The organism is Vicinamibacterales bacterium (genome assembly GCA_036012125.1).
Classification (GTDB): Bacteria; Acidobacteriota; Vicinamibacteria; order Vicinamibacterales; family UBA823; genus UBA11600.
The window spans coordinates 47,037-64,487 of sequence record DASCOS010000009.1 but is presented as its reverse complement, the minus strand read 5'-3'; the positions used below and the strand labels follow the sequence as shown (position 1 = coordinate 64,487).

The following is a 17,451-nucleotide window of genomic DNA, read 5'->3' as shown; positions in this document are numbered from 1 at the left end:
TGCGCTTTTCGCCCTGAGTTTTTCGCCTTGGGCAAGATAGGAATGGGATGGATCTCGGACTAAACGACAAGATCGCAATTGTCACTGGTTCAAGTAAGGGCCTTGGTTTTGCGAGTGCCAAGGCGCTCATCGAAGAAGGGTGCCGAGTTACGATCTGTGCTCGTAATGCCGATCGGTTAGCCGAGGCTGAAGATGAGTTGAGGGCTGTCTCAGGACGAGTTAACTCCGTTTTGGCTATGCAGGTTGACGTCTCGACGGCCAGCGGCATCTCGGAGCTTGTCGACCAGACCGTTGAAACATTTGGTGGACTCGATATTCTTGTCAATAACGTCGGGAAAGCTGGTGGAGGCGACATTACCGCTGCGACCGACGAAGACTGGCAGGCTGCATTCAACGTCACTCTGTACCCGGCCATTCGTGCGTCACGCGCTGCGGTTCCGCATCTTCGCAAGCGTAAGGGTAGTGTCATTATCATGATCACGTCGATTTGGGGCCGCGAATCTGGCGGGAGAATGACCTACAATGCTGTCAAGGCAGCCGAAATTAGTTTGGGTAAGTCGATGGCGCAGCAGTTGGCCCCCGAGGGGATTCGTGTTTTGAGCCTGGCTCCTGGTTCCATTTTGTTTCCTGGCGGTTCTTGGCACACCCGTCAGCAAGCAGATCCAGAAGGCATAGCAAAATTCATCGAACACGAGCTTCCGTTTGGTCGATTCGGCAGGCCTGAGGAGATCGGTGAAGTAGTCGCTTTTTTAGCTTCGTCTAGGGCCAGTTGGGTGAGTGGGGCCTGTATACCGGTTGATGGCTGCCAGTCTCGTTCTCTAATCTAGCAACATTCCGATTTTCACATCCAAAATCGTCTTTCTGGATGTTCCCAAACTGGAATACTCTCCAGAACGTTACTTTTTCGTTAGCCCGTCCTCTGAGTGAGAAAGGCTACGCTGCCGAGGGATTTCGTAGTCACGAAAGTGAACGGGTGGGATTCTAGCAGTGCGTGGATTCCCGGGGATGGTGGGAAGCTATCTCGACACGTTCTAAGATTCTGCCGACTTCTTGGCCTTCCTCCGCTCGAGCTGTTCTTTCACTGAGGCTACGGTCTGAGAACCGAACTTCTTGGTGAAGCGCTCAACGCGTCCTTCAGTGTCGATCAGTTTCTGTTTTCCCGTGAAGAATGGATGACAACTTGAACAGATTTCAAGATGAAGTTCCTTCTTGGTCGACCGAGTTTTCCAGGCGGCACCGCAAGCGCACCGCGCTTCGACCTCAAAATACTCAGGATGAATGCCTTCCCTCACTGTCTGTTCTCCCCAACTACAAGCGAAGCTAGAAGTATATCACGCACTCGTGTGTGTCGATCTAGCGCCAACAGTTTGTCCGGTGCTTCATCACCTGCGGTCTGAAGCTTGAATGATCATTTTCCAGAGGTCTTTAAGTCCATCCCCACTCTTGGCCGACAATAATAAAACTCGTCCTCCGGTACGGCTACCAAGCGTTTGTGCTACACGTTTGTGCTCCGCCCGTGGCACAGTATCAGCTTTGGTACCCACCGTTATCGTTGTCAGGCCATGGCTCTCCAACCAGGCGTGAGCATCTCGGTCGGATTTGAGATCGGAATGCCGAGAGTCAACTAGGTGAAGTGCCAACATGGCGGAACCGTCAGCGACTGATGGTTCTCTGGCAGCTTTGAAATAATGTTCGGTAATCTTCGCGAATGACTCGGCGCGTCGTGTTCCTCCTCGCGCGTAACCATATCCTGGTAGGTCGACAAAATCGATCGTCTGAACTTGATTTGCAGTAACGGCAAGCCGTACTCGGTAGATATTGACGAGATCAGTCTTGCCAGGCGAACGGCTTGTGCGTGCTAGTTTGCGGCGTATGAGAGCGTTTATCAGGCTAGATTTTCCTACGTTGGATCGGCCGACGAATACAATCTGGGATCTGACTGGAGATCTCAGGCTGGCAGCGCCGGGAGTGCTTGAGATCAGATCGACCTGCAGGATTTTCACGGCTAAATATTCCGGGCAGTGGACTGGCCGTATCCCAGTTTTCTGCTACCCGATCGCGGCTCAGTGCGTGATCGTATCGTCCGATGAAGCCGGAGCCGACTCGGATGCGGTTGGCAGAGTTGCCTGTAGTGGTCGACTCATGGCGATTTTCAATACCTCGTTCATTGTTTCGACCATGTAGATATTGAGCACGTCAGTGACATTTTTAGGGATGTCCGCCAAATCCTTTTCGTTGTCTTTAGGCAGGATAATGTCCTTTAGTCCGGCTCGATGGGCAGCTAACACCTTTTCTTTAACGCCGCCGATCGGCAGCACTTTACCGCGCAATGTGATTTCACCAGTCATCGCGACGTCGCGCCTTGTCTCTACGTTGGCAAGCGCCGACACGAGAGCAGTCGCGAGCGTAATACCAGCTGAGGGGCCATCCTTTGGAATGGCTCCTTCAGGTACGTGCACGTGAACATCGGTTTTCCTGTGGAAGTTACTTGGAATCCCCAGTTCATCCGCTTTTGCGCGAACGTAACTCATTGCCGCCTGCGCAGATTCCTGCATAACATCACCCAGCTTGCCGGTGAGCGTTAGCCGCCCCCGTCCAGGCATAAGCATTGCTTCAGTTACCAGCAGTTCTCCTCCGGCCTCTGTCCAGGCTAGACCAGTTGCCACACCGACCTCGTTTTGCTCTTCAGCCATCGACGGTCGGAAGCGGGGTACCCCCAGGTACTCAGTAATCTTTTCTGATGTGAACTCTTCGGAGAACTTCTTACCTTCAAGTACCACTTTGCGTGCGACCTTTCGACAGACAGAGGAAATCTCCCGTTCAAGGCTTCGGACACCAGCCTCACGGGTGTAGCGTTGGATGATTGTCTGGAAGGCCTCATCAGTGAAGGTCAGTTGCTTGGTGGTAAGGCCGGTGGCCTTAATAGCTTTCGGCGAGAGAAATTGCTTTGCGATTTCGATCTTTTCCAGTTCGGTATAGCCAGGCAGTTGGAGGACCTCCATTCGGTCGCGTAACGCCTGCGGCACCGTGTGTAGAACGTTTGCGGTACATATAAAGATCACATGCGATAGGTCATACTCGACATCCAGATAATGGTCGAGAAAGGTGTTGTTTTGCTCAGGGTCAAGGACCTCTAGCAGAGCTGCTGACGGGTCACCACGGAAATCCATCGACATCTTGTCAACTTCATCCAACAAGAAGACCGGATTCAGGGTGGTCGCTTTCTTCATCATTTGGATGATTTGGCCCGGGAATGCGCCAATGTATGTGCGCCGATGGCCGCGGACTTCAGCTTCGTCTCGCACACCACCAAGTGACAGCCGCACAAATTTTCGGTTTGTGGCTCTAGCGATTGATTTTGCGAGTGAGGTCTTGCCCACGCCAGGAGGCCCGGTCAGCGTAAGAATGGTTCCCTTTGGCTTCTTAACAAGTGTTCTGACAGCCAGAAATTCTAGGATTCGATCCTTAATCTTATCGAGTCCGTGATGATCTTCATTCAGAATCTGCTCAGAGCGGTTAAGGTCTCGACTTTCACGAGATTTCTTGTGCCAGGGCACCGCTATTAGCCACTCAATATAGTTCCGTGACACTGTCGCCTCAGCCGACATCGGAGGCATCGACTCAAGACGTTTGAGTTCTTGGACGGCCTTCTCTTCAACTTCCGAAGGCATTTTCGCTTCTTCGATTTTTGTCTTTAACTCATCAATTTCGTTTCCTTTGTCCTCTTTGCGACCCAATTCCTTCTGGATTGCTCGCATCTTCTCGTTTAGGTAGTACTCCTTCTGTGCCTTCTCCATTTGCTTTTTGACGCGGGATTGGATTCGGCGGTCCACCTGAAGTTTGTCGACTTCAGCCTCGATGATGCCAGCAATCCGGTTTAATCGCTCAGTTGGCGAAAGGATTTCCAACAGGTTTTGCTTCTCGTCAACACCGACGAGGAGGTGGGCGGCGATTGTATCTGCTAGCTTACTTGGGTCGTCCACACGCACAGCGGCAACCATTGCATCGTAATGTAAGGTGTTCGAAAGTTTGACGTAATGTTCGAAGAGAGAGACTGCTTTGCTCATCGTGCTCTCGATGTCATCTTCAGTCTCGCCCTGCTTTTCGATCACCTTGATGACGACGCGATAGAAACCCTTATCTTCCTTCCACTCCATTGCACGCGCTCGGTCCACTCCTTCAACGAGGACCTTCACATTACCGTCCGGAAGTTTCAGGCTTTGCACGATGTTAGCTACACAACCCATGGTGTAGATATCATTTGGTGCCGGGTCATCGTTTGTAGCGTCGTGTTGAGCTGCCAAGAAAATCCGCTTGTCCTTCAGCAGAGCGTGTTCAAGCGCTCTGGTCGATGATGGTCGACCAATGACGAACGGCATCATCATGTGAGGAAAGACCACAACATCGCGAAGTGGGACGACTGGTATAGTTTCGTAGGAATCCACCATAAGGGCGTTATCTCCGTAAGACTTATCTGCGCGACGGCTGCTCAATTCCAGCTATCCGGCCTTCTCGAACAAGGTAGTTGGCTTGTCTTTAGCTAGGACCACATCACGCGTGATCATGCACTCGCGTATTTTCTTCTGGCCGGGCAAGTTATACATAATGTCGAGCATTAGCTCCTCAATGATCATCCGGAGCCCACGCGCACCAAGCTTTCGTTCAAGGGTCAATTCGGCAATCGCCGTGAGAGCGTCTTCAGTGAAATGCAACTTTACGTTCTCGTACTCGAGAAGCTTTTGGTACTGACGCGTAATTGCGTTCCGAGGTTTCGTCAATATTTGCATTAAGGCCGATTTATCGAGTTCATGAAGTGTTCCTATGACTGGTAACCGGCCTACGAACTCAGGGATCAAGCCGAACTGAATAAGATCGCCGGGCTCCACCAGTTCGAGCGTTGACCCAATATCACGATCTCGCATCGATTTAACGTCGGCCCGAAAACCAAGTCCTTTCTTACCAACACGTCGGTTAATGTTCTTGTCTAGCCCGACGAACGCGCCACCACAAATGAACAAAATGTTAGTCGTGTCTACTTGAAAAAATTCTTGATGGGGATGCTTACGTCCCCCTTGAGGTGGGACGTTGGCAACAGTGCCCTCAAGGATCTTCAACAGTGCCTGCTGCACACCTTCGCCAGACACGTCACGCGTGATTGAGGGGTTTTCGTCTTTCCGGCAAATCTTATCAACCTCATCGACGTAGATGATGCCCTGCTGACACTTCTCGATGTCTCCGCCCGCCGCTTGCAGAAGCTTGAGGATGATATTTTCAACATCCTCACCGACATAGCCAGCTTCGGTAAGCGTTGTAGCATCGACAATGGTGAACGGTACTGACAGAAGTTTTGCTAGGGTCTGCGCGAGTAAGGTCTTGCCAGTGCCCGTTGGGCCGACAAGTAAGATGTTCGATTTAGTTAGTTCGATGTCGTTACGATTCTTGGTCCGTTTTTGAATTTCGATCCGCTTATAGTGGTTGTAGACAGCAACAGCGAGCTTCTTTTTCGTTTGTTCTTGACCAATGACGTACTCGTCAAGAAACTCCTTAATTTCATGCGGTACCGGAAGAGTCGGTCGAACACTCGACCGGCTCTCGAAACGGCTATCGTCGGCGATGATGTCGTTACACACCTCGACACATTCATCACAGATGAATACGGTTGGACCAGCGATGAGCTTCCGCACATCATTCTGGTCTTTGTTGCAGAACGAGCAACGGAGAATCTCCGAGTCACTCTGTTTCTTGCCCATGCCTCATGCTCGTTAATCAGTTTACTCGGGCGATCCGGGCTCTCGTTCCCGCTGGTGGATCACATCGTCAATGATACCGTATTTTTGGGCTTGCTCAGCTGACATGATGTAGTCTCGCTCGGTGTCCTCCTGGATCCGTTTAACCGTCTGACCAGTGTGTTTCACGAGGATTTCGTTCAGCCGTTCGCGAATCCTAATAATCTCCCGAGCCGCGATATCGATGTCGGTTGCTTGGCCACCCAAGCCAGACATGAGCGGTTGATGGATTACGATCCTCGAATTTGGTAACGAAAAACGCTTACCCTTGGTGCCGGATGCCAGTAATACTGCACCCATGGACGCAGCCTGGCCGATGCAATAGGTTTGCACGTCTGGCTTGATGAACTGCATCGTGTCGTAGATGGCCAACCCAGCTGTGATCGCTCCACCGGGACTATTGATGTAAAGCAAGATGTCACGATCGGGATCCTCGGCCTCTAAGAAAAGCATTTGAGCAATGACTAGGTTCGCGATCGCATCGTCGATGGGAGAACCTATGAAGATAATGCTATCTTTGAGCAATCGCGAGAAGATGTCGTAGGCACGCTCCCCACGGTTCGATTGTTCGACGACCATCGGAATTAATTGTGCTCGCTCGTCAGTCATGTTCAATTCTCAACACATTACTGCACATATCTGCGACCATGTGCTCACAGCGTCGGTCTCCAGTTGCCTTGAGACGCTCCACCAGCGACCCACTACCACGGTATCGGCAACTTGATGGGATTCCGCACTCAGTGAAGCAACTGCTCACACAGTAATGATCTTAGCACGCGACAAGAGCAGGTTCATCGCTTTCTCTCGACGGAGACCGATCTCAACTCGTGCCATACCACCTTCTTGTTCCAGTTTTGCACGAACAGTTGCGGTTGGGCGGCCGGACCGTTCGGCGTAGCGAGCTACCTCACTCTCAATGTCTTCCTCGGACGGACTGAGTGACTCACGGCGTGCGATCTCGTCGATGACTAAGGCACTACACACCGCTTCCTGTGCCGGTTCACGCTGCTGTTCTCGAAATTCTTCCCAGTTAATGTTGGCCTTTTTTGGATCAACCCGTTGTTCAAGTAAGCGCCGTACAAATTCCTCGACCCGTCGATCCAATTCACGGTTGACAAGAGCCTCCGGCAGGTTGAACGTAATGCGCTCCGCGAGCTGCTTTACCAACTCGGCCCGAACTTGCCGGTCAGCGTCCTGCTCAGCCTCTTTCTTGAGGTCCTCAGATACACGGGTACGCAACGCACCGAGGTTCTCGAAATCACCAATGTCTTTCGCGAACTCGTCATCGAGTTCTGGTAGATTGCGACGCTTAATCGCTTTTACCCTCACATCGTAGCGGACCGTTGTGCCAGCCAGTTCCGACGTTGCGTGATCAGTCGGATACGACAGAGTAAATTCCTTTACGTCATCTATATCGAGGCCGATTATCTCATCATCAAATCCCGGTGGGTTTGCCGATGCGCCGATCTCGATTGTGACACCTTTGTGCGTGTCGGGTTTTAACTGCTCTGGTGGCACCTCGGTAGAATTTGGTCCGTTGACAACCTCGCGTGTAAGGTCAAGCACGACCGAATCACCCTGTTCAGTTAGACGTCCGCTTACGGGGTCAAAGCGTGCAGACCGTTCCCGCAGTTCGCTTAGGGCTTTATCGATTGCCTCCTCTTCGACCAAAATGGGCGGTCTTCTGAGCGTGAAGACCGCATAGTCACCTGGGTCGATCGGTGGCACGGTTTCGAAAGTGGCCGTGAACGTGAGTGGGCTGCCTTTGTTGACTACAACGTCCCGGATGTTCGGTGTGTCCACTGGTTCGAGGCCGCGCTCGCGGAGTGTTTCCTCAACCGCATTTGGGATCAGACCCTGCGTTACTTCATGGAAGATTTGTTCTCGGAACCGCTGCTGAATTAATTTAGTGGGCACCTTGCCCGGCCGGAAGCCGGGTATTTTCGCACTGCGCGAGAAATCGCGTGTGACACGGTCGATCTTGGCATCAACGACCTCGCCCGGGATTTCTATGGCAATCTTTTTCTGCGTATCACTAATGTCGGTGAACTCGGTCTTCATGTTTTCACGCTTCGATGCTGAGAATTGGTGCGAAAGGGGGGATTTGAACCCCCACAGCCTCGCGGCCACCGGATCCTAAATCCGGCGCGTCTGCCAGTTCCGCCACTTTCGCACACGGTAAATTGATGACGAGCAGAACACCGCCGCTGCGCGTACAACGCTAGTATAGATCGGTGCCTAACCCTCAGGCGAGGGGCTAGAAGAATCCTTATTGATGTTTAAGCGATGTACGTGGCTCGGTCTTAAGCTTCATCTGGTACCATGGAGCGGTGTGCGTTTGGTGTTGCGGCCTGTGTGGGGAACTACGGTGTTCAAGGTGTGCACACCTGCCCGATGAGGCGAACTGAATGATTGCTAATGACCGCCCGGTTCACGATAGAGGCGCTCGCTTCCTAATTATTGCCGCCAGCCTCGTTATTGTTCTCGCCGGCTTGCGGGCATCAGGGCAGTTGTTACTCCCATTTCTCGTTTCCGTGTTTCTCGCTATCATCAGCCTGCCGTTCATGGCAGGTTTGCGGCGTTGGGGATTACCACCTGTACTAGCTGTTTTGGCGACGGTTTTGACGGCTGTCGCTGTCCTGGCCGGCGTTGTGATTGTTATTGGACAATCCCTTAACGAGTTCACCGCTGCGGCTCCTGGCTACCAAGCACGTTTCCAGGAACTCATAGGGTGGGTATTGGAATGGCTTGAAGCGCGAGGCGTTGACACCGCGAGTTGGGGTGCGCCTGACATGCTCAACCCTGCCGCTCTCATGGACCTAGTGGGCGGCACACTCCGTGCTGTGGCGGCAATCGCCCAAAATACGTTTCTCGTTATCCTGACAATGGTATTTATACTCGCTGAGGCGGCGGGCTTTTCTGGAAAACTCAAGGCAGCGTTTGGCGATCGGTCGGACCACGTTGAGCGATTTGGCCAAATAACCCGTCAGGTCCAACGCTACTTGGCGATCAAGACGCTCATCAGTCTAGTGACTGGGATTCTTGTGGGTCTGTGGGTCTCTTTACTTGGATTCGGATTTCCGCTTTTATGGGGATTGGTCGCATTCATTTTTAACTACATTCCCAACCTCGGTTCAATCCTCGCAGCCATTCCGCCCGTACTGCTGGTGCTGGTTCAGTTCGGGCCTGCTAGTGCGTCAGTCTTGGCGCTCGGATACCTAGTAATCAACATTGGGCTAGCGAACTTCCTAGAACCTTATTTAATGGGTCGACGCCTCGGATTATCGACGCTGGTTGTTTTCATGTCCTTGGTTTTTTGGGGTTGGATCTGGGGTCCTGTTGGGATGCTGTTGTCGGTGCCGCTAACGGTCATCGTAAAGATTGCACTGGAGAATACTGAGGACTTCCGTTGGGTGGCTGTGATGCTTGACGCTCACCCGCGCCGGTCGACAGCGCGTTTCTTTCGACGTTAGAATGCGATCTTGGAGCGACCATGTCATTGTTAAAATTTCTGGGTTTTGGCGAAGCTGAGCCTAGCGATGTTGAACGAGACACCGAAACTGTTCATCGGATCGTGAATGAACTCGAACAACTCGATCCAGACAAGGCACGTTATCTGGCCGCGTTTGCTTACGTCCTCGGTCGTGTGGCACATGCCGACCAGTGCTTTAGCGACGAGGAGGTCGCGGTAATGACCAGGTTCGTTCTTGAACTAGGTCATATTCCTGAAGCCCAAGCGGTACTTGTTGTTAAGATCGCGCGAAGTCAGAACGAGTTGTTCGGTAGCACTGAGGACTTTCTAGTAACCCGTCAGTTTAAAGAGATGTCCACAGAGGCACAGCGCAGGGAACTGCTCGATTGCTTGTTCGCTGTGTCAGTCGCTGACGACTCAATCTCGTCGGCCGAGGAGAACCGGATTCGTCAGACCGCAAGCGAACTTGGTATCGACCGCGTTGAATTTACGAAGGCCCGTGCCGCGTACTCCGATAAGCGGGAAGTGATTCAAGCCTTTCGTAAGAGCGTAGGTTAGGCAGGTGGACGAGAACTGGAGTCTGGTGGAATGGTCACCGATCCTGGGTTTTCTTCCCCATAGTTTTGGATGAAGGTATCAATCTCGCCGAGGACGACGCTGGTAATTCCGACGCGGAGTTCCGTGGCTTGTACTGCGCCGACCACGCCGGTTTGCCAGGTAACGGTCTCGCGTATTACCTGATCAGGCACGCGCACCAACCGAGCAGCCTGTCGAAGTTCTACATCCGCACAATAAATGTAAATACCACTTCCGGTCGTCATATTAACGTTGACGTACAAGTAGGCGCCACCGATGGCGTCAGGAGTAAGCGTAACCCCAGCTTGTCGGAGGCGATTCTCCACGGCTTTGACCAGATCGTTCTTGGTCAGACCATCGAGCGACGCCTCAGGGATTAGGTCTTCAACAACGATTTCGATGCCCGTCAGACCACGCATGCCACCACTGCTCGCCAGGACAGGCTGTGCGGCGACGGAGGGGACCGAGAACGGCAGAGCAACAAGTGTTACTAAGACAACGAAGACTGTACGTGTCATAGCTAGATACCTCAAATCGGAATATGCGGATCTCCACAGTAGGATTTCGTCGCCCCAGGTTCAGGGCTCAGCGACCTTGGTTTGCCATCCAAGCGTCGTAGCGCATCCGTAGTGTTTTGACCGGATTCGCGTTCTCACTGGGCCGGATGTCTTCGTCGGTGGCACTGAGATACATCTTGTAGTCACCGTTATTGAAGGTGTCTCCCGATGCGTCGTCTGCGTGGGCTTGGAGGATGTAGGCAACATGCGCGGTCTTCTCATTACATGGCGCCTCAGGCCGCGGTTCAGTGTTGCAATCGCACCGACGATCGCCGCCGTTTGTGTCGGCTGCTTCCATGGCGGCCATCACGCGGTCTGTCAGGCTACCTGAAGCAACCTGAAGGGCAAAGACGGCCTCGTCGACCACGGTCTCAGCTGCCAGAATATTGCCCTGGATAGCGTAGAAGATTGGCTCCCCGGCGACTTGGCCCGTGGAGTGGAGTGACACGGCACCATTACCAGCACCGGAGTAGCCAGCATGCCGGCCACGGAGGTCAACAATCCCGAATTGACGGCGAGCGATCTCGGGGTCCTCTTGGAGCATCCTAATAATTTCAGTCGGATCAGTGCCATTTTCGATCTGGTTATGGATTAGCTCTTGGTTGGTCCGAGTCCGGTCCACGCTAGCCTGGGCGGCAGCTACACCCTTTCCAGGGACCACGACCGCCTGAATATCCATTAGCCCCTTGGCCGAAAAGCCTACAGCGAACCGACTTTGGGCCACGCAGGTGGCAGATGCGATCACGACTTCACCAGTGCGTTGGTCAACCGCAACAACTGACCAGGTAGCAAGTCCCACGGACGGAAACGATGACACGATCAATAAAGCTAGAGTTATCGGTTTCAGCATGGTTAAGCCTCATCAAAAGACTTGATGTTTCAGCAGGAGGCGCTCCGATCGTGCATGGAGCAGACTTGGTCTATCGTTGCCTCTTTCGTCGTCAAGGTGTCGAACCATCCTCACCGAGGTCGTGCCGGTCTAGGAACTGTTGGATCGTCTCGTAAATCTCTAATGTCTCCGTGCGGTTGAAGCCGCCGTGCCCACCCCCGGGCACGGTGTGGAGTTCATTTGGGACGCCAGCGTCTTCCAGCGCAGCATGTAACCGGACGGCGTGCTCATACGGCACAACCGGGTCTGCATCCCCGTGAATCGTAAGAGTTGGCGGCAACTCGTTTCGTACGTAATTCAGCGGTGAAACGAGTTCGGCAATTTCTTCGCGGTTAGTGAGGCTGCCTAGCCATTGGACGACGTAGCCTTTCGTATTTGGTCCCTCGAGCACATCGTTAACGTCGGTAATACCGTACCAGTTGATGATTGCGGCTACCTCGACCGACGGGATCGTTGGCGGTCCTGAAAAGCTTCCTGCCGTGCACTCACGTCCGAGGCCAGTCGAGGGCGGTAGCATTCCGCTGGTCAACGCCAGGTGGCCACCAGCTGAGTTCCCAGAAGTAACGATCCGCGCAATGTCAAAGTTGTAACGTTCCGCGTTGCGCGCGATCCACTGGAGTGCACACAAGCAATCTTCAACCGCGGCCGGAGCTCTAGAGACTTGAACGAGCCGATAGGTGACATTCACAACCGCCCACCCCTTTTCGAGGTAGGGTAGCAACCGAAGGACCTGCGACTCCTTAGTGCCCTGCACCCAGCCCCCACCGTGGATCATCATCAATACGGGTGTGGGGCCACTTGGGTCTGCTGGCAGATAGAGGTCAAGCTTATTTTCATAGTTGTTTGCGACGTGATACACCACGTTAGGCACGACGCGATATTGATTGGACACATTGGCCAGGAACGAGGTGGTCTCACTGAGTTGCGCACTTACTGCACCGGACCCCGAGACCAGTATCATCACCACGAAAGCGAATGTGACAGGCCATTTCTTCTGAGGCATCCTTCCTCCTAGCTGCGAGTGTGTTGCGTAGGCCAATTGAGACTAGTCAAGCCTTAGTGGTGCCAAGTATTCCGGCAGAAACCTACACCGGGGCCTAGTATAAAGCCAAATCGGTGGACACCTGTCTTTGCATCACCGGTCCCACCGTTCTCCCGACCCACTATCTGTCGAGGTAGTCGCAGAGGGGGAATTATTTGTTTATGGGGGTGGCTGGAAGTTGGCGAAGCTGAAGGAAATTTCCATCCGCCAAAGTCGGATCGGAATGGACTCTCACGAAAATAACGAAATCACCTTGAGCCAATGTTTTTCGTTGTAACAATGTCTGCTGAATTGAAGCCGTTTCCAACCCAGAAGTGTCCACTGTAGTTGAAGAAACACCCCAAGACAGCGCCAGGCGCCGGGCCACGGCGTCGTCGTCTGTCACTGCGTAAATCGGCACACACCCGGTCGGAGCGCAGCCAACTGCAGTGCAGTAGCACCATGACGGGTTACAGCAACAATCACCGAAGCTTTAAATGCTGAAGCAAGACTGACGGCTGCTTCACAGAGGGCACGGCCGTGATGCCGTCCCATCGTGCTGGGTGGTGGCTGGGTGGCTAGGGGTACGCTTTCGGCGTCTCTAATAACCGAGTCGAGTGTTTCGACGGCCAGTGCTGGGAATGACCCCACCGCCGTTTCGCCAGCAAGCATGATTGCATCGACTCCATCGTAGACGGAATTCGCCGCGTCGTTTACCTCAGCCCGTGTTGGTCGCCGTTCGAATCGCATTGTGTCTAGGACCTGTGTCGCGATGATTACAGGGATCCCAACGGCTCGTGCTTGTCGCGTGAGTTCTTTTTGGACACGCGGTACGTGTTCAAGAGGAATCTCCAATCCGAGATCGCCCCGCGCCACCATAATTGCATCTGCCTCGTCAAGAATGTCTGGAAATACTTCTACCGCTTGCGGTCGTTCAATCTTCGCGACGAGGGCCACCGAATGCCCCACAACCTTTCGCGCCCGACGGAGATCCTCTGATGTCTGCACAAAACTCACGGCCGCGAAATCGACCCCAAGATTCATCCCAAATTTGAGATCGTCAACTTCTTTTTCGGTTAGTGCTGATTCCGGGAAAAGCACACCAGGAGCATTTATCCCCTTATGCTCCCCCAACGGACCACCTTGAACCACTTTTGTGACGATGTCGGTTCCGTCAACCTCTTCCACTCGGAGTTCGATACGGCCGTCATCGAGCATTAGTTTCGCGCCAACTTTAACGGCGACCAAACCGGCGAAGGTTGTTGATACGCGTTCGACAGTACCAGCGAAATCCCCAATTGATATCCGAAACGCAGTTCCTTGCTCCAAGAGGATCGGCTTAGGGCCGGCCAACCGCCCGGTACGAATCTTGGGACCAGCGAGGTCCTGCATAACGGCAATCAGCCGATCGGCGCGAGCCGCCGAGGCGCGAATGCGATCGTGCATGCGATTTTGACTCTCCCGTGTGCCGTGGGAAAAATTGATGCGAAAGACATCTACACCGGCGGCAATGAGAGCATCGATTTCTTGGTCTGTATCGCTTGCGGGACCAATTGTGGCGATAATTTTTGTTTGTCTCAAGCTGATGAACCTCCCCAACGGAGCCTGAAATGCGAAGCTTCTGTCCTAGTTTGCCTATCTCAGTATAGAAGTTTAGTTTTTCTGGTTTAATACGGCGATGTAAAATACGCGGAAATGATTGCAAGAACTAAGGGATTTGCTGGCTCAGTCTTCTTGAACGAAAAGCGGCTTTTTGTTACCAGATGCCCCAGTGCGGAACTGCGCATGCGACCGAGGACGATGAGGCGTGGTGTTCCTGGCATTGGCGCCGTTGGTGTTGGCCTTTTGTCTTTTGTGGTGCTCTGGGCCCAACCCCTGTTTGCGGTGCAGGTTTCCGATGAGGGTCAGGGTAAGCGGTTGTACGAAAGCCAGTGCGGAAGCTGCCACGGGCCTTTGGGAAATGGTGGTAAAGGCGCTAATCTGGCACAACCGCGGTTGCGTCGTGCAACTGATGACCCGGCCCTCTTCAACATCATTCGTCGTGGGATCCGTGGTACTGAGATGCCAGGGTCGCCACTCACTCCCAGTCAGGTTTCGAGTATTGCAGCCTACGTAAAGACGCTTGGACGTATCGAACCGGAGGATGTTCCTGGTGATGGAATCCGAGGTGAGACGGTCTATGCCAGGCTCAACTGCGCACGATGTCATGCCGTCAGTGGCCGTGGTGGTAGTGTCGGCCCTGATCTCGATGATATCGGCGCGCGTCGGAGCGCAGCCCACCTCCGAGAAGCACTCATCGAGCCCGAGGCGTCCTTGCCTAATGGTTTTCTTCAACTTCGGATTGTTACAAAGGATGGTCGCACTCTAACCGGAATCAGGCTCAACGAAGATGGGTTCTCGATTCAGTTCAGAGATCTTTCAGGTCGTTTCTACTCGTTCTGGAAGAACGAACTCGACACGATCGAGCAGCAGTGGCAGCGTTCACCAATGGTGAGTTACGAAGCGCGACTGACCTCCGATCAAACGGATGATCTTGTTGCATATTTGGTTTCACTTAAGGGAGCTCAATGAAAACGCTCTTGCTTATTCTCTTCACTGCTGCACCTGTGGCTGCTCAAGTTCCTTATGAGCGAATTCTGGATGCTGCGTCCGAACCTGAAAACTGGATGACCTATTCCGGAACCTATGACGCACAACGCTACTCGACACTTGACCAGATTAATCGCGACAACGTCGATCAACTTCAGCCAGCGTGGATTTATCAGACTGGATCGCTCCAGAAATTTGAGGTCTCACCGCTCGTTGTCGACGGCGTCATGTACATTTCTGAGCCACCGAGTGATGCGGCCGCGCTTGACCTTCGCACAGGACGCCCCATCTGGACTTACCGGCGTTCTCTCCCTCAGGGGATCGTGACCTGTTGTGGACAGGTAAACCGTGGAGTGGCACTTCTGGATGATCAGGTTTTTCTCGGGACAGTCGATGCGCACCTGGTTGCCCTTGATGCTCGAACCGGCCGGGTGCGCTGGGACGTTGAGGTTGCTGATTACACCATGGGGCATTCGGTGACGGTGGCACCGCTCGCGCTCAAGGACAAAATCATCGTTGGTATCGCTGGCGGGGAGTATGGTATTCGAGGATTTCTTGACGCTTACGACCCAAGGACGGGTGAACGCCTGTGGCGTTTCTGGACCGTTCCGGGGCCCGGCGAGGCCGGTCATGACACGTGGTCAGGTGACAGCTGGCTACGGGGTGGAGCACCGACGTGGGTGACTGGTGCCTATGACCCAGACCTTGATCTTCTCTACTGGGGAACGGGAAACCCCGGTCCGGATTTTATCGGCGAAGTACGCCTTGGAGATAACCTCTACTCCGAATCCGTGATCGCACTTGACCCTGATGACGGGGAACTGAAATGGCATTTCCAGTTTATCCCTCACGATATTCATGATTACGATGCAACCCAGGTTCCTGTGCTTCTCGACGCCGAATTTAGAAGTGAACCAAGAAAGCTTGTTGTATGGCCGAATCGCAACGGTTTTTATTACGTAATCGACCGAGTCACGGGAGAGTTTCTGGTGGGAAAGGAGTTTGCTAAGCAGACCTGGGCTCTCGGTCTGGATGAAAACGGACGGCCTATTGAAGACCCTGCGACGATACCAAGTAAGGGGGGCGCTCTTGTCTATCCAGACGATGATGGAGCAGCCAATTGGTACAGCCCAACCTACAGTCCCCAGACCAATCTCATTTATCAAAACGTTCGAGAAAAGGGCGGCATTTATTACCTCGCTGATGCGACTTACGAGCCAGGAAAGATTTACATGGGTGCTAGTCGCCGCGTCGTTCCAGGAGAAGATCCAAAAGGGTTCTTGCGTGCGCTCCACCCCCTAACAGGTGATCTTGTTTGGGAGATTGCTGTCCACTCTCCACCTTGGGCGGGTCTCATGTCCACCGCAGGCGGGTTGGTGTTTTCGGGAACCATGGAGGGTGACTTTTTTGCGGCAGATGCTCGAACAGGCGACGTTCTGTGGCGATTTCAAACGGGAGGCCGAGTCTACGCAAACCCGATCACGTATATGAGCGAGGGAAAACAATTTATTGCGATCGCTGCAGGAAACGCACTATTGACCTTCGCTCTACCAGGTTTGTTACCACTTGGATGGAGAAGCCCAGCCAATTGGGATCGAATTGAAGAGGGCATGTCCGAAGAACAGGTAGTGGCCATTTTGGGGCTGCCAACGAAACGCGAGGAACAGTTTCTGAGTTACCTACAGCTGTCTTATGAAGGTCAAGTCGAAGGTAGTGGGTTCGTAAGTGGAAACATCACGCTGGAACGTAACCAGGTAGCAGGTTGGATGATCGAGCCGCCGGTTTTTTTTCACTGAAGCCAACTTCGAGCTGCGACCGTTTCGTGTTTAGCCGCGTTCGTCATCTACAAAGCTTGCCTCGCGTGGGTCACGGAACTCGTTACCTATGAACCGCCGACCGCACCGTTTTTGATTTCAAAGAAAAAATTAAGACCCCAATTGGAGCCAAGGAGCCTGATGTCATGAAGAATTTACTGAAGTTCGCGAGCGTGTTCGTTGCCCTGCTAGTCACGTTCGCCCTCGGTTGGTTCCTGGCAGCGACCGGGACCGGTCAGGCGGCAGACCCGGTCTCCCTGACCGACCTCGAGCGTAGGTTCACTGAACGGATGCAGAACGTGGCCCTCGAAGGTCACTTCACGCTCAAGGGACGTGACCGGAGCGACGGAAACCCAGAACTCTATGAAATTGCCAAGGTCACGAAACTTGACGGCGACCGATGGCGATTTGACGTGCACTTGGTCTATGGCAGCGTTGATACCACATTACCGGTGGTGGTCCCGATCATCTGGGCTGGCGATACCCCGATGGTCAGCATCACGGATTTCTCGATTCTTGGCTTGGGGGAAGGGTTCGGCGCACGGGTCATTTTTTACGACGACCGGTACGCTGGCACTTGGGATCACGGTGCGCACGGTGGCCTCATGTACGGCGCGATCCGGTCGATGGACGAAGATTAGTCTCGCGGTTGATTAACCACGCTTCCGGTCAACGAGCGTTCTTGTACACCTTCCCTGCCTTCATCACGAAATCCACATTAAATAGCTCCGAGATGTTTTCTAGATG

Annotated in this window: 15 protein-coding genes, 1 tRNA gene and 1 pseudogene; 6 read left to right on the top strand and 11 right to left on the bottom strand. The window is 53.3% G+C overall.

What is annotated here, in order from left to right; all coding sequences use genetic code 11:
- Window positions 1-47: 47 nt before the first annotated feature.
- Window positions 48-827 carry an SDR family oxidoreductase gene (locus tag QGH09_03170; GenBank protein HJO17186.1) on the top strand — a complete coding sequence of 260 codons (780 nt, stop codon included), beginning with the start codon at window positions 48-50 and terminating at the stop codon, window positions 825-827.
- Window positions 828-1,094: 267 nt separating this feature from the next.
- Here QGH09_03170 and rpmE read toward each other — a convergent pair.
- From rpmE to QGH09_03135, 7 genes and pseudogenes are all read right to left on the bottom strand, one after another.
- Window positions 1,095-1,292 (bottom strand): annotated as a pseudogene (rpmE, locus tag QGH09_03165) (50S ribosomal protein L31).
- A gap of 90 nt (window positions 1,293-1,382) precedes the next feature.
- On the bottom strand, window positions 1,383-2,003 hold the full coding sequence (yihA, locus tag QGH09_03160) for a ribosome biogenesis GTP-binding protein YihA/YsxC (GenBank protein ID HJO17185.1): 621 nt from the start codon (window positions 2,001-2,003) through the stop codon (window positions 1,383-1,385).
- 60 nt (window positions 2,004-2,063) lie between these two features.
- A complete protein-coding gene (gene lon / locus QGH09_03155) occupies window positions 2,064-4,448 on the bottom strand; it encodes an endopeptidase La (protein HJO17184.1) in 2,385 nt (794 codons plus the stop codon).
- Window positions 4,449-4,499: 51 nt separating this feature from the next.
- Window positions 4,500-5,750, bottom strand: a complete 1,251-nt coding sequence (gene clpX, locus QGH09_03150) for an ATP-dependent Clp protease ATP-binding subunit ClpX (GenBank protein ID HJO17183.1) — start codon at window positions 5,748-5,750, stop codon at window positions 4,500-4,502.
- 21 nt (window positions 5,751-5,771) lie between these two features.
- The gene (gene clpP, locus QGH09_03145) at window positions 5,772-6,395 is read right to left on the bottom strand and encodes an ATP-dependent Clp endopeptidase proteolytic subunit ClpP (protein ID HJO17182.1); all 624 of its coding nucleotides are present in this window, start codon (window positions 6,393-6,395) and stop codon (window positions 5,772-5,774) included.
- A 144-nt stretch (window positions 6,396-6,539) separates the two neighbouring features.
- Window positions 6,540-7,847, bottom strand: a complete 1,308-nt coding sequence (gene tig / locus QGH09_03140; GenBank protein ID HJO17181.1) for a trigger factor — start codon at window positions 7,845-7,847, stop codon at window positions 6,540-6,542.
- Between the two features lie 25 nt (window positions 7,848-7,872).
- Window positions 7,873-7,959 (bottom strand) — tRNA-Leu (locus QGH09_03135).
- Between the two features lie 235 nt (window positions 7,960-8,194).
- Here QGH09_03135 and QGH09_03130 point away from each other — a divergent pair.
- Window positions 8,195-9,259 (top strand): AI-2E family transporter, encoded by a 1,065-nt coding sequence (locus QGH09_03130; protein ID HJO17180.1) that lies wholly within the window; start codon window positions 8,195-8,197, stop codon window positions 9,257-9,259.
- Between the two features lie 20 nt (window positions 9,260-9,279).
- Window positions 9,280-9,816: a TerB family tellurite resistance protein gene (locus QGH09_03125; protein HJO17179.1), complete on the top strand. Its 537-nt coding sequence runs from the start codon at window positions 9,280-9,282 to the stop codon at window positions 9,814-9,816.
- Here QGH09_03125 and QGH09_03120 read toward each other — a convergent pair.
- The 4 genes from QGH09_03120 to pyk form a co-directional block, all read right to left on the bottom strand.
- Window positions 9,813-10,352 carry a hypothetical protein gene (locus QGH09_03120; GenBank protein HJO17178.1) on the bottom strand — a complete coding sequence of 180 codons (540 nt, stop codon included), beginning with the start codon at window positions 10,350-10,352 and terminating at the stop codon, window positions 9,813-9,815. The genes QGH09_03125 and QGH09_03120 overlap by 4 nt on opposite strands.
- A 67-nt stretch (window positions 10,353-10,419) precedes the next feature.
- Window positions 10,420-11,241, bottom strand: coding sequence for a DUF1028 domain-containing protein (locus tag QGH09_03115; protein ID HJO17177.1), 822 nt, complete (start codon window positions 11,239-11,241; stop codon window positions 10,420-10,422).
- A gap of 91 nt (window positions 11,242-11,332) precedes the next feature.
- Entirely contained in the window at window positions 11,333-12,283 is a 951-nt protein-coding gene (locus tag QGH09_03110; GenBank protein HJO17176.1) for an alpha/beta hydrolase, read from the bottom strand.
- Between the two features lie 420 nt (window positions 12,284-12,703).
- Complete coding sequence (gene pyk, locus QGH09_03105; GenBank protein HJO17175.1) at window positions 12,704-13,882, bottom strand: pyruvate kinase; 1,179 nt, start codon at window positions 13,880-13,882, stop codon at window positions 12,704-12,706.
- Window positions 13,883-14,086: 204 nt separating this feature from the next.
- Here pyk and QGH09_03100 point away from each other — a divergent pair, with 204 nt between their 5' ends.
- From QGH09_03100 to QGH09_03090, 3 genes are all read left to right on the top strand, one after another.
- Entirely contained in the window at window positions 14,087-14,872 is a 786-nt protein-coding gene (locus QGH09_03100; GenBank protein ID HJO17174.1) for a c-type cytochrome, read from the top strand.
- Complete coding sequence (locus QGH09_03095) at window positions 14,869-16,686, top strand: PQQ-dependent dehydrogenase, methanol/ethanol family (protein HJO17173.1); 1,818 nt, start codon at window positions 14,869-14,871, stop codon at window positions 16,684-16,686. The genes QGH09_03100 and QGH09_03095 overlap by 4 nt, the downstream gene beginning before the upstream one ends.
- Window positions 16,687-16,850: 164 nt before the next feature.
- Complete coding sequence (locus QGH09_03090; protein ID HJO17172.1) at window positions 16,851-17,345, top strand: hypothetical protein; 495 nt, start codon at window positions 16,851-16,853, stop codon at window positions 17,343-17,345.
- Window positions 17,346-17,451: the final 106 nt, after the last annotated feature.

What these genes read in the sequence shown, in the direction of transcription:
- QGH09_03170 (HJO17186.1), top strand. Translation starts at nt 48, where the DNA reads ATGGATCTCGGACTAAACGACAAGATCGCAATTGTCACTGGTTCAAGT.
- lon (HJO17184.1), bottom strand. Translation starts at nt 4,448, where the DNA reads ATGGTGGATTCCTACGAAACTATACCAGTCGTCCCACTTCGCGATGTT.
- clpX (HJO17183.1), bottom strand. Translation starts at nt 5,750, where the DNA reads ATGGGCAAGAAACAGAGTGACTCGGAGATTCTCCGTTGCTCGTTCTGC.
- clpP (HJO17182.1), bottom strand. Translation starts at nt 6,395, where the DNA reads ATGACTGACGAGCGAGCACAATTAATTCCGATGGTCGTCGAACAATCG.
- tig (HJO17181.1), bottom strand. Translation starts at nt 7,847, where the DNA reads ATGAAGACCGAGTTCACCGACATTAGTGATACGCAGAAAAAGATTGCC.
- QGH09_03130 (HJO17180.1), top strand. Translation starts at nt 8,195, where the DNA reads ATGATTGCTAATGACCGCCCGGTTCACGATAGAGGCGCTCGCTTCCTA.
- QGH09_03125 (HJO17179.1), top strand. Translation starts at nt 9,280, where the DNA reads ATGTCATTGTTAAAATTTCTGGGTTTTGGCGAAGCTGAGCCTAGCGAT.
- QGH09_03120 (HJO17178.1), bottom strand. Translation starts at nt 10,352, where the DNA reads ATGACACGTACAGTCTTCGTTGTCTTAGTAACACTTGTTGCTCTGCCG.
- QGH09_03115 (HJO17177.1), bottom strand. Translation starts at nt 11,241, where the DNA reads ATGCTGAAACCGATAACTCTAGCTTTATTGATCGTGTCATCGTTTCCG.
- QGH09_03110 (HJO17176.1), bottom strand. Translation starts at nt 12,283, where the DNA reads ATGCCTCAGAAGAAATGGCCTGTCACATTCGCTTTCGTGGTGATGATA.
- QGH09_03100 (HJO17174.1), top strand. Translation starts at nt 14,087, where the DNA reads ATGCGACCGAGGACGATGAGGCGTGGTGTTCCTGGCATTGGCGCCGTT.
- QGH09_03095 (HJO17173.1), top strand. Translation starts at nt 14,869, where the DNA reads ATGAAAACGCTCTTGCTTATTCTCTTCACTGCTGCACCTGTGGCTGCT.
- QGH09_03090 (HJO17172.1), top strand. Translation starts at nt 16,851, where the DNA reads ATGAAGAATTTACTGAAGTTCGCGAGCGTGTTCGTTGCCCTGCTAGTC.